The following is a 24,980-nucleotide window of genomic DNA, read 5'->3' as shown; positions in this document are numbered from 1 at the left end:
GCGACTGTCGTCATGGCTACCAGCGGTAGGTGAGCTTCGCCTGCACCGTGCGCCCCTGGCCGAAGTACTGGCCGTAGCCCGCGACGTAGCTTTTGTCGAAGAGGTTGGTGGCGTTCAGCGCAAAGCTGTAGGGGCCGCGTTCGTAGCGGATGGCCGCATCGACCAGTGTGTAGGCCGGGTTGTAGCTGCTGTTGTCTACGCTGGCCGGCACCTTGCCGACGCGTCGCACGCCGCCGCCCACGCTCCAGCCCTGCAGCTCGGGGCTGCCGAAGCGGTAGTCGAGCCACAGCGCGGCGGTCTGGCGCGCTGTGTTGAGCGGCTGCTTGCCCACTTCTTCGGGGTTCAGGCTGCGGGTGATCTTTGCGTCGAGCAGGGTGTAGCTGGCCACCAGCTTGAGCTGCCGGGTCAGCGAGGCGCGCGCCTCGAACTCCGGGCCGCGCGTGCGCACCTCGCCGATCTGCGAAACCGGGTTGAGCACGTACGGGGTGAACGTGGGCGAGTTGTTCTTCTTCAGGTCGAAGACCGACACGGTGAACAGTGCGTCCACGTTCGGCGGGCGGTACTTCAGGCCCACCTCGAACTGCCGGCCGAGCTCGGGCTTCAGGAGGTCGCCGCCAGCGATGGTGCCCAGCAGCGGGGTGAACGAGGTCGAGTAGCTGAAGTAGGGCGCCAGGCCGTTCGGCGCAAGGTAGAGCAGGCCCGCGTTGTAGGTGGTCTTGGTGTTGGTGTCGAGGCCGATGGACGACGCCGCCGCCTGCGGCCCCGGGCTGGCGCTGTTGTGCGCCCGGTCCTGCCGCACGGCCAGCCCGAGGGACCACGGCCCCGCGCGCATCTGGTCCTGCACATGGAGCCCGCGCTGCGTGATGCCGTTGGTCGACTGAACGGAGAACGCAGGCTCGGGCACGGGCGCGCCATAGACCGGTGCGAAGGCATCGATGGAGGAGGCCGGATCGACGCTGGTCTGCGTGGTGCTGCTCTGGCGCTGGTACTCCAGCCCCATCAGCAGCGTGTGCTCCACCGGCCCGGTGCGAAAGCGCCCCTCGAGCTGGGTGTCGAGCGTGGTGGTGCGGCTCTTGTCCTTCATCCGCACCACCGAGCGGTCGAGCGTGCGCAGGTCGCTCTCGAAGCCGGTGCCGTAGATCTGCCGGTAGTCGATGTCGAGCGTCGCGTGGCGCGCGTTCTGCCGCAGCGTCCAGTTGTCGTTCAGCTGGTGCTCCAGCAGGTAGGTGAGCGAGAACGCATCGCGGTTGTAGCGGTCGAAGCCGGGCTCGCCGATGAAGCGCTCGCGCGGAATGCTGCCGTTGGGGTTGGGCGAGATGAGGGCGCCTTCGGGCCAGATACTCTTGGGCGTCATGCGGTCGCGCGTGGCCTCGGCCATCAGCGTGACCTTGGTGCGCGGCGATGGCGTCCACGTCAGCGACGGGGCAATGAAGTTGCGGTCGTCGCGCGAGAAGTCGGTCTGGCCGTTGCTGTTGCGCAGCACGCCGTTGAGCCTGAAGAGCAGGCTGCCGTCGGCGTTCATCGCGCCGCCAAGGTCGAAGCTGCCCTGGTAGCGGTTGCGGTTGCCCACCGAAAGGCTCACCTCGCGCACCGCCTCCGCCGAAGGGCGCTTCGACACCATGTTGATGGCCCCGCCCGGCGCCGACGGGTCGTAGACCGCGCCCGGTCCTTTCAGCAGCTCGACGCGCTCCAGCACCTGCGGCTCGACCAGCCACCGTGTGACGAGGCTGGTGGTGGGTAGCTTGAAGCCGTCGAGGTATTCGGCGGGCGTGAAGCCGCGCACCGTGAGCGACGCGAAGCGCGGGTCGTAGCCGCTGACCTCGGTGAGCACGCCGGCGGAATAGCGCAGCGACTGCTCGACGGTGTGCACGGCCTGGTCGTCCATCTGCGCGCGTGTGACGACGGTGACGGCGCGCGGCGTTTCGAGCAGCGACGTGTCGGTGCGTGTGGCGGTGGCGCTGCGCTGCGCCACGTAGCCCTGCACCTGGCCGTCAGCGCGCTCGCCCTGTGCGGTGACGGTGAGCGTGGGCAGGGTGCTGCCGGTGCCCGGGGCTGCCGCCGTGGTCACGGCCGGGCGCACCGCATAGGCGCCGCTGCTGCCGGGCACGGCCTCCAGCTGGTGGGGCGACAGCAGCTCGGCCAGGCCTTCGGGCACCGTGCGGCTGCCCTGCAGCGCGGCCGCGTTCTTGCCACGCACCAGCGCCGGATCGAAAGACAGCGTGATGCCGGCCTGGCGCGCGAAGGTGCTGAGCGCGTCTTCGAGCGCGCCGGCCGGAACATCGAAACCGGCGCGTGCGGAGGCCTCCGCCTGTGCACGTGCGGATCCTGCGGGCGCAGCCCATCCCGCCGCGACGCCCAGCAGCAGCGCGGGAAGCAGGGTGGGCCTTGCCGGCCGGAACCGCCAGAACCCGGGAGGGCGGTCCGGATTAAGCCGTCTCAACGTCGCGCAACAGTCAATGTGCCTCCTGTGCCATGTTCGAGCCGTACAGGCAGTGTGCGAACCAGTGCTTCGAGCGCGCGGCCGACCGGGTCGGGGCCGTTGAGCTGGAACACGCCCGACACGCGCAGCGAGGCCACGTCCGCATCGCACAGCAGCGGCGTGCCGTGGTAGCGCGCCAGTTCGGCGACAAAGGCGTCCAGGCGCATCTGCCGGGCCACCAGCGCGCCGTCGGTCCATGCGTCGGGCTCGAAGCTGCGGTCCACGATGCGCTGCGGCTGTGCCGCGCCGCCGCGCACGATGTAGCCGTCGCCGGCCTGCGCGACCACCGGCGGCGCGCCTTCGGTATGGATGGCCACGCGGCCTTCGGTGAGCGACAGCCGCGTCTGGTCGTCCTGCTCGCGCACGCCGAAGCGCGTGCCGAGTGCCTCGAAGCGCGCATGCGGCGTCTCGACCCAGAAGGCGCGGTGGCCCAGCAGCGCGCCGCTGTCGGCGCCGGTGCGCACGAAAAGCTCGCCGCGGCTCAGCACGATGCGCCGCCGGCGCGGCGAGAAGATCACCTGCACCTCGGAGCCGGTGTTGATGTTCAGCTCGGTGCCGTCGGCCAGCGTCACGCGCTGGCGCTCGCCCACGGCGGTGGCGTAGTTCGTGCGTTGCTCCCAGGGCGTTTCGCGCCAGACGAACAGGCCGACGACGCCGCCCGTGACGGCCAGGCCCAGCACGCCGAGCGCGCGGCGCCGGCTTTGCTGCTGCCGCTGCTGTTGCGCGCGCATCAGGGCCGCGGCCTGCAGCGCGCCGTGGGCCAGCGCGCCGCCCATGTCGCTGCTCACACCGCCGCTGATGCGCGGCACCTGGCGGAAGGCGTCTTCCACGGCCTGCACCTGCTGCCAGGCCTGTTCGTGCGCGGGGTGCGCGGCGCGCCATGCGTCGCAGGCGCTGTGCGTTGTTTCGTCCGCGCTGCCGGAGCCCAGCCGCACGACCCAGGCGATGGCCTGTTCGAGCAGGTCGGAGGCGTTGCCGCCGTCGCCGGACGAAGGAGAAGAAGAGGGGAATGCAGGTTTCATCGCAGCGCCAGGCAGTGGCGGATCGCGGTCGCCATGTATTTCTCGACCGAACTCAGGCTCACGTTCAGGCGTTGCGCGATCTCGGCATAGCCCAGGCCGTCGAGCCGCGAGAGCAGGAAGGCGCTGCGCGCCTTGGGCGGGAGGCCGTCGAGCATGGTGTCGATGCGCACCAGCGCCTCGACCAGCAGCAGTTGCGTCTCGGGCGAGGGCGCCTGAGGCTCCGGCAGGGCCGCGATGGCTTCCATGCAGGCGCGCTCCAGCGTGCGGCGGCGCACGTGGTCGACCACGAGGCCGTGCGCGATGGTGGTGAGCCAGGCGCGCGGCTCGCGCACCTCTTCGACATCGCCCGGACGGCCCAGCACTCGCACGAAGGTGTCCTGCGCGAGGTCGGCGGCGTCGCCCGCGTGGCCGAGCTTGCGGCGCAGCCATCCGAGCAGCCAGCCGTGGTGGTCGCCGTAGAGGGTTTCCACACTGCGCGTGGGAGGACGGTCCGGCATGGAAGGGAAAGAGAAGTCGTTCGGGAACGCAGCGAGCGTTGCAGGCATGAATCTATCTCACTGGGTTGGCATTTGTGAAAGCTTTACTGCCGCGGCTGCATCCCGCCGGGGGATGGCCCCGGGTCTGCATGATCGGCGCGAGCGTGGACAGGCTGGCGGCGCTGGTGCTGCCAGCCTCGCAGCGCCCGAGGCCGATCGACAGCGCAAGGCCGCCCGCCGCCGCACCGAGGCAGCCCGCGCTGGCCAGCCAGGAGCGCAGGGAGCCCGGGGCGCCGACGGTGGCTCGCGCTCGTGTTCGTGCGCGGGTGGGTGGCGGCACGAAGAGCCAGGGGGTGGCCATCACAGCAGCCCCTTCGGGGCACGCACCGCGCGGTCGCCGTACAGCGGAAACCGCAGCGTGAGACAGCCGTCGCCAAGAGGAGAGGGCGCGGTATAGATGCGCGCGCCATGCCGCGCCACGATGGCCCGGCAGGCATGGATGCGGGGCGTGGCCGCGCGGCTGGCGCTGGTTTCGAAGGCGTGCGACAGGCGGGGTGCGTCGGTGTCGCTGTCGATGGTGGCCTCGCGCCAGCTGATCACCGCCTGGTGCCCTTCGGCGCGCGCCAGCACGTGCAGCGTCGTGCCCTGCGGCAAGGTGGCAGCCGCCGCGTCGGCGATGTGCGCCATGAGCTGGGGCAGGTCGCCCGCGATCACGGAAACCGGCAGCGGGTCTTCCGGCAGGCGCAGGTCGAGCCCGATGCCGCGTTGCGCCAGCATTGCCCCGTGGGTGACGGCGAGCGCGCGCAGCGGCTGTCGCAGGTCGATGCGCTCGCGCGTGGTGACAGGCTCCGGCCGGGCGCCGATGTGGGCCGGCGGCGTGCCCGCGGCGCGCACACCGAGCGCCTTGCCCGTGAACCAGACGGCGCCGAGCGCGAAGAAGGCGGTCGCGACGACGCAAAGGCTGCTTGCGCTCATCGGGCAGCCTCCTGGCGGGGCGACGGGGACGATTCGGGCGATGACGGTGGCGTGCGGAAAGTGCTCTGAAGCATGGCGAGGCGGCTCCTCTTTCGGTCTCAGGTGAATGCACTTCCTTGCCGAACGGAGCCGCCAAAACCCGTAATGGCCTATCGAAAAAAGTTGTGGGTGTCAGTACCTGCACTCAGGCGCGGCCTGGTCGAGCAGGGCCACGATGCGCCCGACCAGCCGCTCGCTGTAGGCGGGCGCGGGGTGCAGCACGTCCGCCATCTCGGCGGGCTTGAAGGACACGGCACCCCAGTCGGCAAACAGCGCGCCGGTCTCGCCGGCCACGCGCCGGGCGATGTTGTCGGCTGCGTCCCTGCCCGGGGCGGGGTGCGTCTGGCGGCTGAGGCCGGTGACGACCGGCGTGCGCCCCTGGGCCTGCACGTGCGCCACCATGCGGCGCAGCGCCGGCTCGTAGGGCTGGCCGAACTGCCCGTCGTTGATGCCGTGTTGCAGCACCACGAAATGCGTGGTCAGCGGCGTGCTGGAGAAGGCGGGCGCGCGCTGAGCAGCCGTCGACCCCGCCACGCTGTTGTCGAGCACCGTGTAGGCCGGCCGCATGCGCTTGAGCATCGCCGCGGGCGGCTCGTCGAAGCGCTGGTTGTTGTTGTAGGCGCCATAGAGGATCGAGTCGCCCTCCAGGGTGACGGTGCAGTCGCGGGGTGCGTCGTCGGGCGCTTTCGCGGACGCCGCCGGACGGGTCGGGGCACTGCTGCTGTGGCTATTGCTGCTGCCCCTGTCGCCTCCGCAGGCGGGGACCAGCGCACCGATCGCAAGGATGGCAAGCAGCGTGAAAGCGATGTCGGACAGGCGGACACAGGCCGCGCGTGGGCGTGCAGAAAGAGAAACCAAGGCGATCTCCGGCAAGGGCCTCCGGCGTTTTCCGGAAGCATCGATCCCTTGCCGTACGAGTTTTCAAAACCCGTAATGCGCCTTGCGTTTCAGGTCAGTCAGCCATGTAAAGCCTGCTTCGTCTTCAGCGCTTGGCGAACACGCCGTTCCACGCGAACACCGAGTTCGGCGCGTTCACGCGCATCGGCAGGGTTGCGGGGCTCGGTAGGGCTTCTTTCTTCTTCGGGGGCTCGTGCTCGACGCGCACGCCCTTGGCCAGCTGGTCTTCGACCAGGCTCTGCAGCGTGACGGAGCCCAGGAATTCCATGACATGGTGCTTGGCGGAGGCCCACAGCGCATCGGTCGAGTAGCAGCCCTTGCTGCTGCCGCCGGCGTCTTCCTTGTTCGGCGAGGCTTCGGTGTCGGCCAGTGGCTGGCCATCGACCGAAGCGAGGATGTCCGCCACGGTGATTTCGGACGCCCTGCGCGTCAGCGTGTAGCCGCCGCCCGGTCCACGCGTTGCCTTGATCAGCGCATGCTGGCGCAGCTTGCTGAACAGCAGTTCGAGCGACGAGCGGGCAATGTGCTGTCGTCGGCTGATCGACGCCAACGGTACGGGGCCGTCCCGTTCGCGCATGGCGACATCGATCATGGCCGTCAAGGCGAAGCCGCCCTTCGTCGTGAGACGCATGGAGTGTTCCTCGGTGTTGGGTTTTGCAAACAATGCGTGGTAGGTGTGCAAAAGACCGGGAAAAGTTTCCTTCGGGAGGTAAAGGCCTTTTTTGAAACAAATCGAAAAAGACCGGCCCATCGACGCTTGCGAGCCTGCAGGAAGGGCTTGGGGGGCTAGGACGACCAGCGATGAAGTTGCACGCCAGGAGCGTCGAGCGCCAGCTTCAGCACTTCGCCGTGCGTGGAGTCGGTGACGAACAAGGTCGACCTGCCAGGGCCACCGAAGGCGATGTTCGTCGTCGAGGCGCCGGTGGGCCCGCGCAGCACCATGACGGGTTCGGCGCGCGTGTTGAGCACCCAGACATAGCCCAGGCCGGGATTGGCCACCAGCACCCGACCCTGCGTGTCGACCGCAAGCCCGTCGGGGCCGCTGGGTCCGTAGGACGTGAAGAACTGGCTCACCTTGGCAACGCTCCCGTCGGCCAGCAACGGCACGCGCCAGACACAGTTGCCGCGCGTCACCGCGAGATAGAGCACCTTGCCGTCCGGCGAGAGGGCCACGCCATTCGGGCTGGGCACGTTGGACAGCAGCAGGTCGAGCTGCCCGTCGGGCCTCAGGCGATACAGGCGGCCCGAAGGGTCGTGCAACCCGCTCTGGCCCTGGTCCGTGAAGTAGACGTTGCCCTGCGCATCGAGCACCAGGTCGTTCACGCCCTTGAAGCTCTCGGTGTTGCGCCGCTGAAGGTGCGGCGTGACGCGGCCGGTTCGCACATCGACCCGCATCAGGCCGTTCTTGTAGTCGGTGACGAGCAGGGTGTGTGCGTCGACGAACTTCATGCCGTTCGGCTCGCCGTCGTACTCGGCGACCAGCGTCCATTCGCCCGATGTGTCGATGCGGAAGATCCGGCCGAAAGGGATGTCCGTGACGTAGAGGTTGCCGTCGTCGTCGAACACAGGGCCTTCGAGAAAGGAATCGGTCATCTGGCCGCCGCGGTTGGCATCGGCCCAGACACTGGGCTCTGGACGGCGGAAGGACTCGGGCATGCTGGTGAAGGTCCGCAGGTCCAGCACCTGGGGCGCTTGCAATAGGTACAAGTCGGTCTCCTCTGCGATCAGGTCATCGCGAAGCCATAGAGCCTCGCCGGGTTGTCGACCAGGATACGGTCGCGCACGGCGGTGGCGCCGTCGCACCACGCAGAGAGCACGTTTGCCAGGTCGGCATCGTTGACGGTGCCTGGAGTCTCAGTGGTGTGAGGCCAGTCGCTGCCCCAGACCAGCCGTTCCGGTGCTGCCTTGACCAGCGCACGGCCCAGTGCGTAGGCATCCTGGTAGGCGGGCGCCCCGTCGCGCGATCGCATGTAGACGCCCGACAGCTTCATCCATGTGTTGCCGCCATCGAGCAGCCGGCGCGCCACGGCAAACACGGCGCCATCGACACCGTCGGCCGGGTCGATGCGGGCCATGTGGTCTATCACCAGCGGCACCGGGAGTGCCGCCAATATCGGCGCGAGTTCCACCAGTTGTTCGGGCTGCAGGAAGACCTGGATGTGCCAACCCAGCCGGGCCACCTTTCGCGCCAGCGTCGTCAGCATCTGCGCCGTGGTGACGCCCCAGGACTGCGGCGTCACGAAGTTCACGCGCAAGCCGCAGACACGAAGCGCCGCCAGGCGGTCGAGCTCGTCGTCGGCCACGTCCTGGCCGACGACTGCGATGCCGCGCGCGCTCTCGCCCAGTTGCGCGAGCGCGTCGAGCGTGCAGGCGTTGTCCGTGCCGTATGTCGAGGGATTGACCACCACCGTGCGCGAGGTCCCGAGCCGCTGCTGTTGCAGCCGATAGGCTGCCACCTCGGCGCGCGGCGGCTGGCGCTTCCAGTGCGGCGACGCGGCGAAGCGCGGGTCGAAGATGTGCATGTGGCTGTCGCAGGCATCGGCAGGCAGTGCAGTCGCGGGCCGGTTCGTCCCTACCGAATGGGGAACCGGTGGCGCGTCAGGGGCGTGATTCATGGCTGTCTTCAGTCGAGCTTGATGTTGCCCTTGCGGATCACTTCCGCCCATTTCGCATCTTCCTTCTTCAGGAAGTCGGCGAACTCGGATGGCGTCGAGCCGACCGGCTGCACGCCAACGTCCACGAAGCGCTGCTTCACTTCGTCATTCTTCAGGACATCGACCACCGCCTTGTGGAGCTTGTCGGCGATGGGCGCGGGCGTGCCGGCCGGCAGGAGCAGGCCGTTCCACTCGTAGGCCTCGTAGCCGGGCGCAACGGTCTCGGCGATGGTCGGCACATCGGGCAGGCGTGCGGAGCGCTGCGGCGACGACACCGCCAGCGCGCGCAGCTTGCCGGAAGACACGAGCGGATACGACGCGGCGATGGTGCTGAACATGAAGTCGACCTGCCCGCCCATGACATCGGAGATGGCGGGGCCGCCGCTCTTGTAGCCGACATGCACCATGTCGAGCCCGAGCCGCTGGCGCAGCAGTTCCGCCGCAAGCCGCTGCACGGTGCCGCTTCCGCCCGATGCGAAGTTGAGCTTTCCGGGTTCGGCCTTCGCTTTGTCCGCGAGGTCCTTGATGCTCTTCACCGGCGACTCCGCACGGACGATCACGATGTTGGGCGCCAGCGAGACGAGCGCCAGCGGCTGCAGGGCATTGCCCGCGTACGGCATGCGGGGAAAGAGATGCGGATTGATCGAGTAGGGCGTGGCGTCGTAGAGCACCGTGTAGCCATCGGGCGCGGCCTTGGCCGCAAAGCTCGCACCGATGGTTCCGCTGGCGCCAGGCCTGTTGTCGACGATCACGCTGGTGCCCAGCTTCTCGCCCATGCGCACCGCCAGCACGCGCGCCAGCGCGTCCGCGGAGCCGCCCGGCGCATACGGCACGACGAGCGTGATGGGGCGGTCCGGAAAGGCGGCCTGGGCGGAAGCGGCAGCAGCGAAGAGGCACGCGGCGAGCATGCGTTGGATGGCTTTCATTCTGGTTTCCTGGGATGTGCGTTCATTCGGTCTTGAGATCGAGCGTTCGGGCCAACTCGCCATAGAGCTTGACCTCGCGCGTCAGCTGCGCGCCGAAGGCATCGGCGCAGGTGTTCTGTGCTTCCATGCCGAGCGAACGCAGCTTCTCCTGCGTGGCCGGCGCTTGCGCAAACTCGTTGGCTGCGCGGCGCAGCACGGCCAGGACTTCCGGCGGCGTCTTTGCCGGTGCCAGCAGGCCGTACCAGGCATCGGCCGTGTAGCCCTTTACGCCCACCTCCTCGAAAGTAGGCACGTCCGGCAGCAGTGCCGAGCGCTTCGGCGCCGCCACGGCCAGGGCCGTCAGCTTGCCCGACTGCACCTGGGTGAGCACCGAGCCCAGCGTAGCGAAAGAGCTGTCGACCTGGCCTCCCATGAGATCGGTCGTTGCCTGCGCCGCGCCCTTGTACGGGATGTGGTTCATCGACGTGCCTGTCAGCCGCGTGAATTGCGCGCTCGCGAAGTGCCCCGAGCTGCCCGAACCCGGCGTGGCATAGGTGCGCTTGCCCGGCTCGGCCTTCACCGCCTGCAGGAACGCGCCGAACGACTTGACGGGCATCGATGGCCCTACGACCAGCACCGTCGGGCTCACGGCGAGCGAGCACACCGGGGCGAACGACCGCACGGCGTCGAACTTGACCCGCTGGCTGTAGAGCGCCGGGATCATCGTGTGATTCGTTGCGCCCAGCAGCAGCGTGTAGCCGTCGGCCGGCGCGGCAGCGACTGCCTCTGCCGCCAGGATCGTGTTGGCGCCGGGCTTGTTGTCCACGATGAAGGGCTGGCCCAGGGCGCGCGATGCGTGGTCGGCAAAGGCGCGTGCCACCACGTCGGTGGGGCCGCCTGCGGAAAAGCCGACGAGGATGCGCACCGGCTTGGCCGGCCAGGTCTGTGCATGCGCCGTTGCTACTGCCGCCAGCGTGGCCGACAGCCCGAGCACGGCCACCGCCCGGCGGGCGTTCTTGCCTCTGTTCATTTTTTGTCTCCTTGTTCTGGTCCGGATGGTGCCGCCTTGCGGCTGCGCCTCAGACGTTCGTCGTCTGGCGGGCGAGCACCTGCAGCAGATTCTTCGCTGCGCCCACGCCCATGTTCACGTAGGCAGCGCTGGTGACGCCGCCGATGTGCGGGCTCAGCACGAAGTTCTTCTCGTCCTGGAACGGATGGCCGGGCGTCATCGGCTCGACAGCGAAGCTGTCCAGCCCGGCCATGGCCACCTGGCCCGAGCGGACCGCCGCCAGCAGCGCGGCCTCTTCGATCAGGCCGCCGCGTGCCGTGTTGATGACGATCACGCCGCGCTTGCATCGTGCCAGCGTCTCGGCGTTGAGCAGCCCGCGGTTGTCGTCCGTCAACGGGCAGTGCAGCGAAATGGCATCGGACTCGGCCCAGATGGTCGCCAGGTCCACGGCTTGTACGTACGCCGGAAGATTCTTGGCGTACGGATCGAACCCAAGCACGCGCATGCCGAGCGCATCGGCCATGCGCGCAAAGCGAAGCCCGATGGCGCCGAGCCCGATGAGGCCGATGGTGCGGCCGCCGAGTTCGAGGCTCTTGTGCGTTGCCTTGTCCCAGTGGCCGGCATGCATGCGCGCATCGAGCGCCACCACCGACTTGGCGCAGGCCAGCAGCAGCGCGAGCGCCTGCTCGGCCACCGCTGCTGCATTGGCGCCCACGGCCGCGACGACCTCGATGCCGCGTGCCTGTGCGGCCGCCTTGTCGATGGTGTCCGTGCCGCTGCCGTGTTTGGAGATCACCTTGAGCGCAGGGGCCGCGTCCATGACCGCCGGGCCCACCTTGCCGTAGCGCACGATGATGGCCACCGGGTCATGCGCGCGGCACAGGGCCACGAGGTCGTCTTCGGTCGGTGTCTTGCCCGCGTAGATGACTTCGTATCCCTCGAGGAGGTCGAGTGCCTGTGGCGCGAGGTCGGCGCCCGTCACCAGGATGGCTGTCACAGCGTCTCGCCCTCCTTCAGCACACCGGCCGTGCGCAGCGCTGCATCGAGCCACTTGGCGGCGGTGTCCCCGTCCTTGATGGCGGCGATGCGCGCGGCCTCGTCCTTCACCTTCTTCGCGGCGAGAGGCAGCAGCGATTCGATCTTCTCGCGCTCCACCACGACCACGCCGTCGCCGTCGCCGACGATGAAGTCGCCCGGATGCACCGTGACGCCGCCGATCGACACCGGATGCCCGATGCGCCCGCCGATGTTCTTGGTCGGCCCGTTCGGATTGGTGCCGACCGAGAACACCGGAAAGTCCATCTCGTCTATCTCGTTGCTGTCGCGGCAGGCCCCGTCGATGACCACGCCGGCAATGCCGACCTGCTTGCAGGCGGTCATCATGATCGTGCCCATGAGCGCGGAGGTCTGGTCGCCCTTGCCGTCGATCACGAGCACGTCGCCGGGCTTCGCCATGGCAATGGCGGCATGGATCATCAGGTTGTCGCCGGGGCGAACTTCTACGGTGATCGCGGTGCCGGCCAGCTTCATGCGGGGGCGCAATGCCTTGATGCGGCCGTCCACCGCGCCGCGGCGCCCGGCCACGTCGGCCAGGATGGCCGGCTGGAATTCGGCAGCCTGCGCCACGATGTGCGCGGGCACGCGCTCGAAGTTGCGGACGATGTTGGGGAGGGGCGATGACATGGGAGTGCTTTCAGAAGTGATGGGATGAAGAAGGGCGCTCAATCCAGCTTGATGCCCGAAACCTTGACGACGGCGCCCCAGCGAACACCGTCCGTGCGAATCAGCGATGCGAACTTCTCGGGCGGGCCGGACATCACCTCCGCGCCTTGCGCCGCGAGCTTCTTCTGCACCTCGGGCGTGGCGAGCGCCTTGTTGAAGGCTGCGTTGAGCTTGGTGACCGCATCCTTCGGCATGGCTGCAGGGCCCGCCACGCCGAACCATGTGACGGCCTCGAAATCCTTGTAGCCCGACTCGGCCATGGTCGGCACGTCAGGCAAGTCGCGGTTGCGTTGCAGAGAGGTCACGGCCAGCGCGCGCAACTGGCCGCTCTTGATCTGCGCGATCAGGGTCGGCACGGACGAGATGTACATCTGGATCTGGCCGCCGACCAGATCGGTCAGGCCTTGCGATGCGCCCTTGTAGGGAACGTGCGTGAACTGCACGCCCGCGGCCTTCTGGAACTGCTCGGTGGCGAGATGGGCCACCGTGCCGTTGCCCGAGCTCGCGTAGTTGAGTGCGGTGGGCTTGGCCTTTGCGGCGGCGACCACGTCCGCGAGCTTCTTGTAGGGTGATGCGGCCGAGACCACCAGCACCAGCGGTGCGGAGGCGACGAGGCCCACAGCTGCGAGGTCCTTCACCGGGTCGTAGGGCAGCTTGGCGTAGAGCGTCGGATTGATCGCGAGGTTGCTGGTCTGCCCCAGCACCAGCGTGTAGCCGTCGGGGTTGGCCTTGGCTGCCGCGTCGACGCCGATGTTGCCGCCGGAGCCGGGCTTGTTGTCGATGACGATGGTCCAGCCCTCCGAGGTCGCGACCTTGTTCGCCACCTCGCGGGCAATGATGTCCGTGCCGCCGCCCGGCGGGAACGGCACGACGAGGCGGATGGGGCGCGCCGGATAGCCTTGTGCCAGCGTCACGCCGCAAGAAAGTAGAAGGGCGAGGCCGATGGCCGCGCGGCGAGGAATGGAGCTGGGGCTCGAGGTGTGCATTTGTGTTGTCTCCGGAATCGTTCGATCTATCAGTGCCTGCGAGCGGTGGTGCTCCGAGGCATGAAGCGACTTTAGATTTGCGTTCCGCTCCATACAATGGTGGTCCACTGAACGGACCATGGACCACTGTGCGAAACAGATTGCCGGCAGCCAAGAGACCGACCGAAGTCATCGAAGAGCCGCGTGAAGTGGACGTGGGCGCGACGGGCGGCGTGACCGCCGTCACCCGCGCCCTGCAGCTGCTCGATGCCTTCGGCATGCAGGACGAGCGCCTCTCGCTGGCCGAGCTGACCCGCCGCAGCCACATGCACAAGACAACCGCGCTGCGGCTGCTGCGCACGCTGGCGCTTGCCGGCTACGTGGTGCAGCGCGACGACGGCGAATGGCGACTGGGACCTGCGGCAGGCTGGCTCGGAGCCCGCTACCAAGCCAGCTTCGATGCCAACAATGTCGTGGAGCCGATGCTGCTTGCCCTGTCGCATGCAACGGGCGAGAGCGCAGCGTTCTATGTGCGCGAAGGAAATTCCAGGACTTGCCTGGCGCGCGTGGAAGGGCCGCAGCCCATCCGGCATCACGCGCGCATGGGCGCGATGCTGCCGCTGGAAAAAGGGTCACCGGGGCGGGTGATTCTTGCGTTCTCCGGCGAGCCCGGAAAGCTGTACGAAGACATCCGCAAGAAGGGCTATCACTTCTCCATCGGCGAGCGCGAGAAGAACGTGGCGACCGTGTCGGCGCCGGTCTTTGGCCTGCGCTGGGCGCTGCTGGGGTCGGTGTGCATCTCGGGCCCCGCGGACCGGTTGCCCAAGGCAAAGCTGCTCGGCCACGCGAAGACGATCATGAAGGCCGCGAACGAACTCTCCTACGCACTGGCCGGCCGGCCCACTGCGCAGACTCCGGCGGTGGTCTCCACCTGGCATCCCTAGAAGGGACCGGTGGAGTCCGCGCTGAGCTCAGGCCGATGCGCGCAGCGTCTTGGCGGCCGCCACCATGTTGGTCAGCGCCGGCACCACTTCAGCCCACTGGCGCGTCTTCAGGCCGCAGTCGGGGTTGACCCACAGGCGTTCGGCGGGAACGCGCTCGGCCGCCTTCCTCATCAGTTGCACGATGTGCTCCTGGCTCGGAATGTTCGGCGAGTGGATGTCGTACACGCCCGGGCCGATCTCGTTGGGGTACTTGAAGTTGTCGAAGGCATCGAGCAGCTCCATGTCCGAACGCGAGGTCTCGATGGTGATGACGTCGGCATCCATGTCGGCGATCGACGCGATGATGTCGTTGAACTCCGAATAGCACATGTGCGTGTGGATCTGCGTCTCGTCGCGCACGCCGTTGGCCGTGATGCGGAAGGACTCGACAGCCCAGTCGAGGTACTCCTGCCACTGCGACTTGCGCAGCGGAAGGCCTTCGCGCAGCGCCGCCTCGTCGATCTGGATCACGCGCACGCCGGCTTTCTCCAGGTCGAGCACTTCTTCGCGTATGGCCAGCGCAAGCTGGTGGCACGACACTGAGCGCGGCTGGTCGTCACGGACGAAAGACCAGTTCAGGATGGTGACCGGACCGGTCAGCATGCCCTTCATCGGCTTTTGCGTGAGCGACTGCGCGTACTTGATCCACTCCACGGTCATCGCCTTCGGACGGCTGATGTCGCCGAACAAGATCGGCGGCTTCACGCAGCGCGAACCGTACGACTGCACCCAGCCGAACTGGCTGAAGGCGTAGCCGTCGAGTTGCTCGCCGAAGTACTCGACCATGTCGTTGCGTTCGGCTTCGCCGTGCACCAGCACGTCCAGGCCAAGGACTTCCTGTTCCTTCACGCTGCGGCCGATTTCGGCCTGCATCGCGGCCTTGTAGCCTGCTGCATCGAGGCGACCCGCCTTGAACTCACTGCGCGCATGGCGGATTTCCGCGGTCTGCGGGAATGAGCCGATGGTGGTGGTCGGGTAGGCCGGCAGCTTCAGCAGGGCGGCTTGCTTGGGCGCGCGCTGGGCGTAGACGCTCTTGCGCCGGCCCAAGGCCGCGTTCAGCCTGGCGATGGCGGCCTTGACGCCGGGGTTGTTTACGCGCGGCGAGTTGCGGCGGGCGGAAATGGCGGCCTGATTGGCTGCCAGCTCATCCTTCACGGCATCGCGGCCGTGGCGCAGGGCGGCGGCCAGCACTCTCAGCTCCTCGAGCTTCTGGAGTGCGTAGGCGAGCCACCACTTGACCTCGGCATCGAGCTTCTGCTCGCTGGCCAGATCCACCGGCACGTGCAGCAGCGAGCACGACGGTGCAATCCAGAGACGCTCGCCCAGGCGCTGCGCCAGCGGCTCGAGCCAGTCGAGGATGGCGGTCAGGTCGCTCTTCCAGATGTTGCGGCCGTTGATGACCCCGAGCGACAGCACCTTGTGCGCGGGCAGCATGCTCAGCAGAGGCACCACGTCGTCGCGACCGTTGATGGCGTCGACGTGCAGGCCCGCCACCGGAAGATTGGCGGCCAGGTACTTGTTCTCGAGTAGCTGGCCGAAATAGGTCGCGAGCAGGATCTTGACCTTGGCGGCCTTGAGATGGTGGTAGGCCGTGTTGAAGGCATGCTGCCAGTCGGCATCCAGCTCGGTGACGAGCAGGGGCTCGTCGATCTGCACCCACTCGACGCCCTGGGCTGCCAGCGCGTCGAGCAGTTCCGCGTACACCGGCAGCAGGCGCGGCAGCAGCGCGAGCTTGTCGGAGTCGTCCTTGGCCTTTCCGATGGACAGGTACGTCACGGGGCCGACCAGCACGGGCTTGGCCTTCACGCCCTGCGCCTTGGCTTCGGCGAGCTGCTCCAGGATGCGCGATGCGTCGAGCTTGAACTCGGTTGCCGACGTGAACTCGGGGACGATGTAGTGGTAGTTGGTGTCGAACCACTTCGTCATCTCGCCCGCGGCCACGCCGCCGCAGCAGCCCGCGTGGTCTTCGGCGGACTGCGCCGAGCGGCCGCGCGCCACGCGGAAGTAGTTGTCCAGGGTGTCGCCGTGAAAGCCGCGCACGCGCTCGGGCAGGTTGCCGAGCGTGAAGCTCATGTCCAGCACCTGGTCGTAGAACGCGAAATCGCCCACCGGCACCAGGTCGATTCCGGCCTGGTCTTGCCAGTGGCGTTGGCGCAGCTCGGCGCCGAGGGCCTTGAGCGCGTCGCGCGAGGACTCTCCCTTCCAGTACGACTCGAGCGCGAACTTCAGTTCGCGCCTGGCGCCGATGCGGGGAAAGCCAAGGTTGTGGGTGGTGGTCATGGGTATCGGAGCGTCCGGGCAGTCAGAGAAAGGGTGGATCCTAGGTTTGACGACTCTTGAAGTAAAATGGTCTTATTTCACGTATCCATGAATACTGCTCATTAGTCATGTTGGAGCGCACGCATCTGGCCATCGTCCAGGAAGTGGACAAGCAAGGCTCGCTCACGGCCGCTGCCGAGGTGCTGCACCTGACGCAGTCGGCCTTGAGCCATTCCATCCGCAAGCTCGAGATCCAGCTCGGAACGGAGATCTGGCAGCGCGAAGGGCGCAGCCTGCGGCTGACCCAGGCGGGCCAGTACCTGCTGGCGGTCGCCAACCGCGTGCTGCCGCAGCTCACGCTGGCGGAGGAACGCCTGCGCCAGTTCGCCCAGGGCGAACGCGGGTCGCTGCGCATCGGCATGGAATGCCATCCCTGCTACCAGTGGCTGCTGAAGGTGGTGTCGCCGTACCTGGCGTCATGGCCCGACGTGGACGTCGACGTGAAGCAGAAATTCCAGTTCGGCGGCATCGGCGCGCTCTTCGGCTACGAGATCGACCTGCTGGTGACCCCCGATCCGCTCTACAAGCCAGGCCTGCACTACGAGCCCGTGTTCGACTACGAACAGGTGCTCGCGGTCGCGCGCGGCCACCGCCTGGCGAACGTGCCCTACGTGAAACCCGCGCAACTGACCGAGGAGGTTCTCGTCACCTACCCGGTTGCGACGGACCGGCTGGACATCTACAACATGTTCCTGATGCCCGCGGGCGTGACGCCCAAGCGCCACAAGGCCATCGAGACAACGGACATCATGTTGCAGATGGTGGCGAGCGGCCGTGGCGTGGCCGCGCTGCCTCGCTGGCTGGTGGAGGAGTACGCGGAGAAGATGGAAATCGTGCCGGTCCGGCTGGGCTCGCGCGGCATCGCCAAGCAGATCTTTCTTGGCGCGCGGGAAGCGGACACCGACGTCGATTACCTGAAGGCCTTTGTCGAGCTGGCGCGTCAGGTGTAGCGCCTTTCCAGCGCGTCCCACTCCGGCTTGTCGATCAGAAACTGTCGCCAGGCACGCGCACCCAGCCTTCCATCAACACGCGGGCGCTCCGGCTCATCAGGGCCTTGGTCACCACCCATTCGCCATCGACCTTGTGGGCCTCGGCGCCGACGCGCAGCGTGCCCGATGGGTGGCCGAAGCGCACTGCCTGGCGCTCGCCACCGCCGGCCGCAAGGTTCACCAGCGTGCCGGGGATCGCCGCTGCGGTGCCGATGGCGACCGCGGCCGTGCCCATCATGGCGTGGTGCAGCTTGCCCATCGACAGCGCACGCACGAGCAGGTCCACGTCCGCCGCCTTCACTGCCTTGCCGCTGGAGGCCGTGTAGTCCCTGGGCGTTGCGACGAAGGCCACCTTGGGCGTGTGCTGGCGCTTGGCGGCTTCACCGATGTCCTTGATGAGGCCCATCTTCACCGCGCCATGCGCGCGGATCGTCTCGAACATTGCCAGTGCCTTCGCATCGCTGTTGATCGCGTCCTGCAACTCGGTGCCGGTGTAGCCGATGTCGCCTGCGTTGACGAAGATGGTCGGAATGCCCGCGTTGATCAGCGTGGCGCGCAAAGTGCCCACGCCGGGCACTTCGAGCTCTTCGACCACCTTGCCGGTCGGGAACATCGCGCCGCCGCCTTCGCCGTCGCCCTCGTCGGCCGGGTCGATGAATTCCAGCGGCACCTCGGCCGCGGGGAAGGTCACGCCGTCGAGTTCGAAGTCGCCGGTTTCCTGAACCTCGCCTCGGGCGATCGGCACGTGGGCGGCGATGGTCTTGCCGATGTTGGCCTGCCAGATGCGCACGGTGCACGTGCCGCTTTGCGGCACGCGCGCCCGGTCGATCAGGCCCTGCGCAATTGCGAACGGCCCGACCGCCGCCGACAGGTTGCCGCAGTTGCCCGACCAGTCGACGAAGGCGCTGTCGATGGAGACCTGGCCGAACAGGTAGTCGACATCGTGGTCCGGCCGCGTGGAGCGCGACAGGATCACGGTCTTCGATGTGGAGGAGGTGGCCGCACCCATGCCGTCGATCTGCTTGGCGTAGGGGTCGGGGCTGCCGATCACGCGCAGCAGCAGCGCGTCGCGCGCCGGCCCGGGCTGCCGCGCCGCCGCGGGCAGGTCTTGCAGGCGAAAGAACACGCCCTTGCTGGTGCCGCCGCGCATATAGACGGCGGGAATCTTGATCTGGGGAACGGATGCCATGGCAAATGGAGTGGTGGTTGTCTTCAGGCTGCCGACTTGTTCTCGGCCAGGAAGTCTTGTGCAAAGCGCTGCAGCACGCCGCCTGCTTCGTAGATCGACACTTCCTCGGCCGTGTCCAGCCGGCAGGTCACCGGAACCTGCAGCGTGTCGCCGCCCTTGCGGTGGACGACCAGCGTGAGGTCGGCGCGCGGTGCGGGCTTGCCGATCACGTCGTAGGTTTCGGTGCCGTCCAGGCGCAGCGTGAGTCGTGTGGTGCCGGGCTTGAACTCCAGCGGCAGCACGCCCATGCCGAGCAGGTTGGTGCGGTGGATGCGCTCGAAGCCTTCGGCCACCACGGTTTCCACGCCGGCCAGGCGTACGCCCTTGGCAGCCCAGTCGCGTGACGAGCCCTGGCCGTAGTCGGCGCCGGCCACGATGATCAATGGCTGCCTGCGGTTCAGGTACGTCTCGATCGCCTCCCACATGCGCACGATCTTGCCTTCAGGCTCGATGCGCGCGAGCGATCCCTTCTTCTGCACGCCGTCGATCACCGCCATCTCGTTGACGAGTTGCGGGTTGGCGAAGGTGGCGCGCATGGCCGTGAGGTGGTCGCCGCGGTGCGTGGCGTAGGAGTTGAAGTCTTCTTCCGGAAGGCCCATCTTCGCCAGGTACTCGCCGGCGGCGCTGTCCAGCAGGATCGCGTTGGACGGCGACAGATGGTCGGTCGTGATGTTGTCCGGCAGCAGCGCCAGCGGCCGCATGCCGCGCAGCGTGCGCGGATTGGCCGCGAGCGCGCCCACGCCCTCGCTGTCCCAGTAGGGCGGGCGGCGGATGTAGGTGGACTGCGGCCGCCAGTCGTACTGCGGGCTCACCTTCTCGCCGTTGTCTGCGTGGATCGCGAACATGGGCTCGTACACCTTGCGGAACATCTCGGGCCTGACGGAGGCCGCGACGATCGAGTCGATTTCCTCGTCGCTCGGCCAGAGGTCCTGCAGGCGTATCTCCTTGCCGTTCACGACGTCCAGCACGTCGCGCTCGATGTCGAATCGCATGGTGCCCGCTATCGCGTAGGCCACGACCAGCGGCGGCGACGCGAGAAAGGCCTGCTTCGCGTACGGATGGATGCGGCCGTCGAAGTTGCGATTGCCCGAGAGCACCGCGGTGGCGTACAGGTCGCGCTCGATGATCTCCTGCTGGATCTTCGGGTCCAGCGCACCCGACATGCCGTTGCAGGTGGTGCAGGCAAAGGCGACGATGCCGAAGCCGAGCTGCTCCAGCTCGTGCAGCAGGCCGGCGTCGCGCAGGTAGAGCTCCACGGCCTTGGAGCCCGGAGCCAGCGATGACTTGACCCAAGGCTTGCGCTTGAGGCCCAGGCGGTTGGCATTGCGCGCCAGCAGCGCGGCGGCGATCACGTTGCGCGGGTTCGAAGTGTTGGTGCACGACGTGATGGCCGCGATGATCACGGCGCCGTCGGGCATCAGGCCCGCCGCTTCCTGCCGCCTGGCCTCTGCAAGACCGACGGCGATGTTGCGCTCGGCCAGCTGCGAGGTGGGCAGTCGGCGGTGCGGGTTGGAAGGGCCTGCCATGTTGCGCACCACGCTCGACAGGTCGAACTTCAGCACGCGTTCGTAGCTGGCGGTCTTCAGCGCATCGCCCCAGAAGCCGGCTGTCTTCGCATACGTTTCGACCAGCGCGACCTGTGCGTCTTCGCGGCCGGTAAGCCGCAGGTAGGTGAGCGTCTGGTCGTCGATGTAGAAGAGCGCGGCCGTGGCGCCGTACTCGGGGCACATGTTGGAAATGGTCGCGCGGTCGCCGATGGTCAGGCCGTGCGTGCCTTCGCCGAAGAACTCCAGGTACGCACCGACCACTTTTTCCTTGCGCAGGAACTCGGTGAGCGCCAGCACGATGTCGGTGGCGGTGATGCCCGGTTGGCGCCGGCCGGTCAGCTCCACGCCGACGATGTCGGGCAGGCGCATCCACGAGGCGCGGCCCAGCATCACGTTCTCGGCCTCCAGGCCGCCGACGCCCACCGCGATCACGCCCAGCGCATCGACGTGCGGCGTGTGACTGTCGGTGCCCACGCAGGTGTCCGGAAAGGCCAGGCCGTCCTGCACGTAGACCACCGGCGACATCTTCTCCAGATTGATCTGATGCATGATGCCGTTGCCCGCCGGAATCACTTCCATGTTGGCGAAGGCGCGCTTCGTCCAGTCGATGAAATGGAAGCGGTCCTCGTTGCGGCGGTCTTCGATCTGCCGGTTTTTCTCGAAGGCGTGCGGATCGAATCCGCCGCACTCCACGGCCAGCGAATGGTCGACGATCAGCTGCACCGGCACCACCGGGTTCACCTGCGCGGGGTCGCCGCCCTCGGCCGCTATCGCGTCGCGCAAACCCGCCAGATCCACCAGCGCGGTCTGGCCCAGGATGTCGTGGCACACCACGCGCACGGGAAACCACGGAAAGTCACGATCACGCCGGCGCTCGATGAGCTGCAGCAGGCATTCATCGAGGATGGACGGGTCGCAGCGGCGCACCAGGTTCTCGGCATGCACGCGCGCGGTGTAGGGCAGGGTGTCCCAGGCGCCGGGGCGCAGCGCATCGACCGCGGCGCGGGCGTCGATGTAGTCCAGCGTGGTGCCCGGGAGTTGTTTTCTGTGTCGTGAATTCATCGTGGCAAATCGGGAAGCGGCTTACTCGGAGCGGATGTCGTTGTCTTTCACGACCTTGGCGTAGCGCGGAATTTCGGCGCGAATCAGCGCGCCGAACTGTTCCGCCGTGCCGCCTGCAGCAGACACACCGGTGGGCTCCAGCTTGGCGTTGAGTTCGGGCGCCTTGAGGCCGGCGTCGAGCGCGCCGTTGAGCTTCGCGAGCACGGCGGGCGGCACGCCCTTGGGCGCGATCAGCCCGTGCCATGCCACCACGTCGTACTCGGGCAGGCCGCCGGCCTCGGCGATCGAGGGAATGTTGGGGTAGGCCTGCAGGCGCTGCGCAGTGGTCACCGCGAACGCACGCAGCCGGCCCGACTGCACGTGCGGCATCAAGGCCTCGGTGCCCGCGACCAGCATGTCCACGTTGCCTGCCACCAGGTCGGTGACAGCCGGCCCCGTGCCCCGGTACGGCACGTGCGTGGCCTTGACCTTGGCCATGCCGAACATGTACTCGGTCACGATGTGCAGGTGGCTGCCGTTGCCCGCCGAGGCGAAGGTCAGCTTGCCCGGGTTCTGGCGCCCGTAGTCGAGCAGCTCCTTCAGGTTCTTCGCCGGCACCTTGGCCGGGTTGACGCACAGCACGTATGCGCCCTTCGACAACTGGATCACCGGCGTCATGTCGGCGACCGGGTCGAAGCGCAGCTTGTACAGGGACGGGTTGACGGTGTAGCTGCCGGCAATCAGCAGCAGCGTGTAGCCGTCGCCGGGCGTGTGCAATGCGTACTCGGTGCCGAGCGTGCCGCCGGCGCCCGGCCGGTTGTCCACCACCACGGCCTGGCCCAGCCGCTGGCTGAGCACGTTCGACGCAACGCGCGCGATGAAGTCGGAGCCCCCGCCGGGTGCGAAGGGGCAGACGATCTTGAGCGGCTTGGCCGGAAAGGCATCCTGGGCCCAGCCGGTGCGGGCGACGGGCAATGTAAGCCCGGCCAGGGCGGCTGATGAAAAGGCGCGGCGATTCAGGGTCATGCTGTTGTCTCCAGTGTTGTTGTGCATGCCTCCCGCGACGGCGTGCCATCGCGGTGGCAGGCGCTAGTTTGCGCCCGTATGGCAAACCCGCGACAAACGCTCGGAGACTCCCGTGCGGCTCAGATCCGCGCCTCGATCGGCACGAACTTCACGTCCTCGGGGCCGGTGTAGTTGGCGCTCGGGCGAATGATCTTGTTGTCTACGCGCTGCTCGATCACATGCGCGGCCCAGCCGCTGGTGCGCGCGATCACGAACAGGGGCGTGAACATCGCGGTGGGCACGCCCATCATGTGATAGCTCACGGCGCTGAACCAGTCGAGGTTGGGAAACATCTTCTTGGCCTCCCACATCACCGATTCCAGCCGCTGCGCGATGTCGAACATCTTGGTCGAACCGGCTTCGTCGGACAGCCGCCTGGCCACGCCCTTGATCACCACGTTGCGTGGGTCGCTCACCGTGTAGACAGGGTGGCCGAAGCCGATCACCACCTCCTTGGCCTCCACGCGGCGGCGGATGTCAGCCTCGGCTTCGTCGGGCGAGTCGTAGCGCTTCTGGATCTCGAAGGCCACTTCGTTGGCGCCGCCGTGCTTGGGGCCGCGCAGCGCGCCGATTGCGCCCGCGATGGACGAATACATGTCGCTGCCGGTGCCGGCGATCACGCGCGCGGTGAAGGTCGAGGCGTTGAACTCGTGCTCCGCGTACAGGTTCAGCGAGGTGTGCATCGCACGCACCCAGGCCTTGGAAGGCTTCTCGCCATGCAGCAGGTGCAGGAAGTGGCCGCCGATGGAGTCGTCGTCGGTCTCCACGTCGATGCGCTTGCCCTGCGTGCTCCAGTGATACCAGTACAGCAGCATCGAGCCGAGCGAAGCCATCAGGCGGTCTGCGATGTCGCGCGCGCCGGGCAGGTTGTGGTCGTCTCTCTCGGGCAGGATGCAGCCCAGCGCGGAGACGCCGGTGCGCATCACGTCCATCGGGTGGGCGCCGGCGGGCAGGCTCTCCAGTGCGTCTTTCACGTTCGCCGGCAGGCCGCGCATGGCCTTCAGGCGTGCCTTGTAGGCCTTGAGCTCGGCACGCGTGGGCAGCTTGCCGTGCACCAGCAGGTGGGCGATTTCTTCGAATTCGCAGACCTCGGCGATGTCCAGGATGTCGTAGCCGCGGTAGTGCAGGTCGTTGCCGGTGCGGCCCACGGTGCAAAGCGCCGTGTTGCCCGCGGTCACGCCCGACAGGGCGACGGACTTCTTGGCCTTGAAGCCGGCCGGTGCGGCGATCTCGGTCGTGGGGGTCATGAGGGTCGTGGTGGTCATGCGGTTTCCTTGTCCAGATATGAGCGATCGATGGCGGCGGGGCGGCCGGCGGCATCGACCGCCACCATTTCGAACACGCCCTTGAGGACTTCTTCCGCCGGAACGCCCGGCACGTCGGCCAGGCCGGTCACGCACACGGTCATCGAACAGCGGCCGATGCGGCTGACCCATCCGCGCAGGACGAGTTGATAGCCCACCGGCACGGGCGAGAGAAAGCTGACGCTGGTCACCTCGGCCATCACCACTTCGCGCTGCGCCAGACCGCGCGCCGCCAGGAAGGCCGCCTTGCTCATGAGCTGCAGGCCCTGGCCGGCGAAGAGCGTGCCGCGGTGATTGGCATGCACCGGCAGCACCAGTTCGCGGAGTTCGGTTGTTCCAACGGGTGTCGTCATGGTTCGCAATCTACGCAGAAAGCAACGACTGCAGAAGGACTGAAAGGGCGAACTCCTGCGAACGGGAGCAGGCAGATTTGCGAATGCTGCGAAGTTCAGCGACTGGAGCCGCGAGCCATACTTGGCGAATGGCTCGATGTCTTGAGCCCTATTGCCTGATGCTTCGGAAAGCACCGGGCATCTAGGCGCCTCGCGGTTCCTGCACGATCAGCGCGTGACGAATCTTCTGCACCAGTTCGAGCAGAGCGGGCGCCAGCTCGCGCGATACGACGGCGATCGACTCCTCGGTCGAGACGCTGACATTCAGCACGTAGATGACGTCGTCCACCTGCAGTGGCGTGGCCAGCGCCACCACTTCGGGTTGCCAGGCCGCGACGCAGTACCCCTTGGCATGCACGTCCGCCCACGCCTGCTTGATCTCTGCCTCCATCTTGCGCCAGTGCCTGCGGCGTTGCGCGAACAGTTCCATCAGCCTCGCGCGGCGAGGTTGCGAAGCGACCGCCAGGTAAGCCCTGCCCAGCGACGTGAGTTCCATCGGCACACGCTGGCCCGAAACCACGTGCCGGAGCGCTACGCGCTTCGCATAGCGAATGGATTCAAGGTAAACCATCTCGTCCCGGTCCGGCGCGGCCAGTCCGACGTTGATGCGCTTTTGCAGCGCCAACTCGCGCATGTGCGGTGTTGCTGCCTGTAGAACACGCGATCCGGTGCGCATCGCGTGCGACAAGCTCAACACGGCGGGCGCCAGGCGATAGGCGCGTTCGATGCTGTCCAGCTGCAGCATGCCCGCACCCACCAGCGTCTGCGTGAGTCTGCTGACCGTGGACTTGGAAAGTCCGGTGCGCTCGGCCAGTTCGCCATTGCCCAACAGCTCGGAGCCTGGCCGGAATGCACGCAGGATTTCGATGCCTCGCTCCAGCGATCGATTGGCGGGTGATCGTCCGGGTTTGTGGTCGAGATTGAAGTTGGGAAGTTCGGTCATGGGAGCCTTGCGGACAGGCGACGCGT

22 protein-coding genes are annotated in these 24,980 nt (G+C 67.5%); 2 read left to right on the top strand and 20 right to left on the bottom strand.

Features of this window, described 5'->3' with window-relative positions:
* Positions 1–16: 16 nt before the first annotated feature.
* The 13 genes from AC07O3_RS20685 to AC07O3_RS20625 form a co-directional block, all read right to left on the bottom strand.
* Complete coding sequence (locus tag AC07O3_RS20685; RefSeq protein ID WP_495340222.1) at positions 17–2,440, bottom strand: TonB-dependent siderophore receptor; 2,424 nt, start codon at positions 2,438–2,440, stop codon at positions 17–19.
* A complete protein-coding gene (locus AC07O3_RS20680) occupies positions 2,437–3,501 on the bottom strand; it encodes a FecR family protein (RefSeq protein WP_495340221.1) in 1,065 nt (354 codons plus the stop codon). Before AC07O3_RS20680 ends, AC07O3_RS20685 begins: the two co-directional genes overlap by 4 nt.
* Positions 3,498–3,998, bottom strand: coding sequence for a sigma-70 family RNA polymerase sigma factor (locus AC07O3_RS20675; protein ID WP_093058818.1), 501 nt, complete (start codon positions 3,996–3,998; stop codon positions 3,498–3,500). The genes AC07O3_RS20680 and AC07O3_RS20675 overlap by 4 nt, the downstream gene beginning before the upstream one ends.
* Positions 3,999–4,337: 339 nt before the next feature.
* A complete protein-coding gene (locus AC07O3_RS20670) occupies positions 4,338–4,952 on the bottom strand; it encodes a hypothetical protein (RefSeq protein WP_495340220.1) in 615 nt (204 codons plus the stop codon).
* Between the two features lie 171 nt (positions 4,953–5,123).
* Positions 5,124–5,849: a GDSL-type esterase/lipase family protein gene (locus AC07O3_RS20665; RefSeq protein WP_177192773.1), complete on the bottom strand. Its 726-nt coding sequence runs from the start codon at positions 5,847–5,849 to the stop codon at positions 5,124–5,126.
* 124 nt (positions 5,850–5,973) lie between these two features.
* On the bottom strand, positions 5,974–6,519 hold the full coding sequence (locus tag AC07O3_RS20660; protein ID WP_093077121.1) for an Rrf2 family transcriptional regulator: 546 nt from the start codon (positions 6,517–6,519) through the stop codon (positions 5,974–5,976).
* A 155-nt stretch (positions 6,520–6,674) separates the two neighbouring features.
* On the bottom strand, positions 6,675–7,595 hold the full coding sequence (locus tag AC07O3_RS20655; RefSeq protein ID WP_495340219.1) for an SMP-30/gluconolactonase/LRE family protein: 921 nt from the start codon (positions 7,593–7,595) through the stop codon (positions 6,675–6,677).
* Positions 7,596–7,612: 17 nt separating this feature from the next.
* A complete protein-coding gene (locus tag AC07O3_RS20650) occupies positions 7,613–8,503 on the bottom strand; it encodes an amidohydrolase family protein (RefSeq protein ID WP_495340218.1) in 891 nt (296 codons plus the stop codon).
* 8 nt (positions 8,504–8,511) lie between these two features.
* Positions 8,512–9,468: a tripartite tricarboxylate transporter substrate binding protein gene (locus AC07O3_RS20645; RefSeq protein ID WP_495340217.1), complete on the bottom strand. Its 957-nt coding sequence runs from the start codon at positions 9,466–9,468 to the stop codon at positions 8,512–8,514.
* A gap of 22 nt (positions 9,469–9,490) precedes the next feature.
* Positions 9,491–10,477: a Bug family tripartite tricarboxylate transporter substrate binding protein gene (locus tag AC07O3_RS20640; RefSeq protein WP_495340216.1), complete on the bottom strand. Its 987-nt coding sequence runs from the start codon at positions 10,475–10,477 to the stop codon at positions 9,491–9,493.
* Positions 10,478–10,526: 49 nt separating this feature from the next.
* On the bottom strand, positions 10,527–11,453 hold the full coding sequence (locus tag AC07O3_RS20635; protein ID WP_495340215.1) for an NAD(P)-dependent oxidoreductase: 927 nt from the start codon (positions 11,451–11,453) through the stop codon (positions 10,527–10,529).
* On the bottom strand, positions 11,450–12,139 hold the full coding sequence (locus AC07O3_RS20630; protein ID WP_495340214.1) for an RraA family protein: 690 nt from the start codon (positions 12,137–12,139) through the stop codon (positions 11,450–11,452). The genes AC07O3_RS20635 and AC07O3_RS20630 overlap by 4 nt, the downstream gene beginning before the upstream one ends.
* 38 nt (positions 12,140–12,177) lie before the next feature.
* Positions 12,178–13,164 carry a Bug family tripartite tricarboxylate transporter substrate binding protein gene (locus tag AC07O3_RS20625; RefSeq protein ID WP_495340213.1) on the bottom strand — a complete coding sequence of 329 codons (987 nt, stop codon included), beginning with the start codon at positions 13,162–13,164 and terminating at the stop codon, positions 12,178–12,180.
* A 170-nt stretch (positions 13,165–13,334) separates the two neighbouring features.
* On the opposite strand from AC07O3_RS20625, the gene AC07O3_RS20620 reads away from it, so the two are divergent.
* Positions 13,335–14,087, top strand: a complete 753-nt coding sequence (locus tag AC07O3_RS20620; RefSeq protein ID WP_495340298.1) for an IclR family transcriptional regulator — start codon at positions 13,335–13,337, stop codon at positions 14,085–14,087.
* Positions 14,088–14,114: 27 nt separating this feature from the next.
* Here the strand turns inward: AC07O3_RS20620 and metE are convergent, their stop codons facing one another.
* Complete coding sequence (gene metE, locus AC07O3_RS20615; RefSeq protein ID WP_495340212.1) at positions 14,115–16,406, bottom strand: 5-methyltetrahydropteroyltriglutamate--homocysteine S-methyltransferase; 2,292 nt, start codon at positions 16,404–16,406, stop codon at positions 14,115–14,117.
* Between the two features lie 107 nt (positions 16,407–16,513).
* On the opposite strand from metE, the gene AC07O3_RS20610 reads away from it, so the two are divergent.
* The gene (locus tag AC07O3_RS20610) at positions 16,514–17,395 is read left to right on the top strand and encodes a LysR family transcriptional regulator (protein WP_093058789.1); all 882 of its coding nucleotides are present in this window, start codon (positions 16,514–16,516) and stop codon (positions 17,393–17,395) included.
* 34 nt (positions 17,396–17,429) lie between these two features.
* Here the strand turns inward: AC07O3_RS20610 and prpF are convergent, their stop codons facing one another.
* The 6 genes from prpF to AC07O3_RS20580 all read right to left on the bottom strand — a co-directional run bounded on the left by prpF (position 17,430) and on the right by AC07O3_RS20580 (position 24,954).
* Positions 17,430–18,623, bottom strand: a complete 1,194-nt coding sequence (gene prpF / locus AC07O3_RS20605) for a 2-methylaconitate cis-trans isomerase PrpF (RefSeq protein ID WP_495340211.1) — start codon at positions 18,621–18,623, stop codon at positions 17,430–17,432.
* A gap of 23 nt (positions 18,624–18,646) precedes the next feature.
* Positions 18,647–21,271: a Fe/S-dependent 2-methylisocitrate dehydratase AcnD gene (gene acnD, locus AC07O3_RS20600; protein ID WP_495340210.1), complete on the bottom strand. Its 2,625-nt coding sequence runs from the start codon at positions 21,269–21,271 to the stop codon at positions 18,647–18,649.
* Between the two features lie 21 nt (positions 21,272–21,292).
* On the bottom strand, positions 21,293–22,276 hold the full coding sequence (locus AC07O3_RS20595; RefSeq protein WP_495340209.1) for a tripartite tricarboxylate transporter substrate binding protein: 984 nt from the start codon (positions 22,274–22,276) through the stop codon (positions 21,293–21,295).
* 119 nt (positions 22,277–22,395) lie between these two features.
* The gene (gene prpC / locus AC07O3_RS20590) at positions 22,396–23,580 is read right to left on the bottom strand and encodes a bifunctional 2-methylcitrate synthase/citrate synthase (protein WP_495340208.1); all 1,185 of its coding nucleotides are present in this window, start codon (positions 23,578–23,580) and stop codon (positions 22,396–22,398) included.
* Entirely contained in the window at positions 23,577–23,972 is a 396-nt protein-coding gene (locus tag AC07O3_RS20585; protein ID WP_093058793.1) for an acyl-CoA thioesterase, read from the bottom strand. Before AC07O3_RS20585 ends, prpC begins: the two co-directional genes overlap by 4 nt.
* A gap of 181 nt (positions 23,973–24,153) precedes the next feature.
* Positions 24,154–24,954: an IclR family transcriptional regulator gene (locus AC07O3_RS20580; RefSeq protein ID WP_495340207.1), complete on the bottom strand. Its 801-nt coding sequence runs from the start codon at positions 24,952–24,954 to the stop codon at positions 24,154–24,156.
* Between the last annotated feature and the right edge of the window lie 26 nt (positions 24,955–24,980).

This window comes from Variovorax sp. GW821-FHT09D05 (genome assembly GCF_059416325.1).
Note: the sequence above shows the minus strand (reverse complement) of the source record. Positions and strands in the feature narration are given on the sequence as shown.

Excerpts from the sequence above, each read along its gene's own strand:
- AC07O3_RS20675 (WP_093058818.1), bottom strand. The coding sequence starts at position 3,998 with ATGCCGGACCGTCCTCCCACGCGCAGTGTGGAAACCCTCTACGGCGAC.
- prpC (WP_495340208.1), bottom strand. The coding sequence starts at position 23,580 with ATGACCACCACGACCCTCATGACCCCCACGACCGAGATCGCCGCACCG.
- AC07O3_RS20645 (WP_495340217.1), bottom strand. The coding sequence starts at position 9,468 with ATGAAAGCCATCCAACGCATGCTCGCCGCGTGCCTCTTCGCTGCTGCC.
- prpF (WP_495340211.1), bottom strand. The coding sequence starts at position 18,623 with ATGGCATCCGTTCCCCAGATCAAGATTCCCGCCGTCTATATGCGCGGC.
- AC07O3_RS20585 (WP_093058793.1), bottom strand. The coding sequence starts at position 23,972 with ATGACGACACCCGTTGGAACAACCGAACTCCGCGAACTGGTGCTGCCG.
- AC07O3_RS20650 (WP_495340218.1), bottom strand. The coding sequence starts at position 8,503 with ATGAATCACGCCCCTGACGCGCCACCGGTTCCCCATTCGGTAGGGACG.
- acnD (WP_495340210.1), bottom strand. The coding sequence starts at position 21,271 with ATGAATTCACGACACAGAAAACAACTCCCGGGCACCACGCTGGACTAC.
- AC07O3_RS20660 (WP_093077121.1), bottom strand. The coding sequence starts at position 6,519 with ATGCGTCTCACGACGAAGGGCGGCTTCGCCTTGACGGCCATGATCGAT.
- AC07O3_RS20630 (WP_495340214.1), bottom strand. The coding sequence starts at position 12,139 with ATGTCATCGCCCCTCCCCAACATCGTCCGCAACTTCGAGCGCGTGCCC.
- AC07O3_RS20595 (WP_495340209.1), bottom strand. The coding sequence starts at position 22,276 with ATGACCCTGAATCGCCGCGCCTTTTCATCAGCCGCCCTGGCCGGGCTT.
- metE (WP_495340212.1), bottom strand. The coding sequence starts at position 16,406 with ATGACCACCACCCACAACCTTGGCTTTCCCCGCATCGGCGCCAGGCGC.
- AC07O3_RS20580 (WP_495340207.1), bottom strand. The coding sequence starts at position 24,954 with ATGACCGAACTTCCCAACTTCAATCTCGACCACAAACCCGGACGATCA.
- AC07O3_RS20670 (WP_495340220.1), bottom strand. The coding sequence starts at position 4,952 with ATGAGCGCAAGCAGCCTTTGCGTCGTCGCGACCGCCTTCTTCGCGCTC.
- AC07O3_RS20640 (WP_495340216.1), bottom strand. The coding sequence starts at position 10,477 with ATGAACAGAGGCAAGAACGCCCGCCGGGCGGTGGCCGTGCTCGGGCTG.
- AC07O3_RS20610 (WP_093058789.1), top strand. The coding sequence starts at position 16,514 with ATGTTGGAGCGCACGCATCTGGCCATCGTCCAGGAAGTGGACAAGCAA.
- AC07O3_RS20680 (WP_495340221.1), bottom strand. The coding sequence starts at position 3,501 with ATGAAACCTGCATTCCCCTCTTCTTCTCCTTCGTCCGGCGACGGCGGC.
- AC07O3_RS20625 (WP_495340213.1), bottom strand. The coding sequence starts at position 13,164 with ATGCACACCTCGAGCCCCAGCTCCATTCCTCGCCGCGCGGCCATCGGC.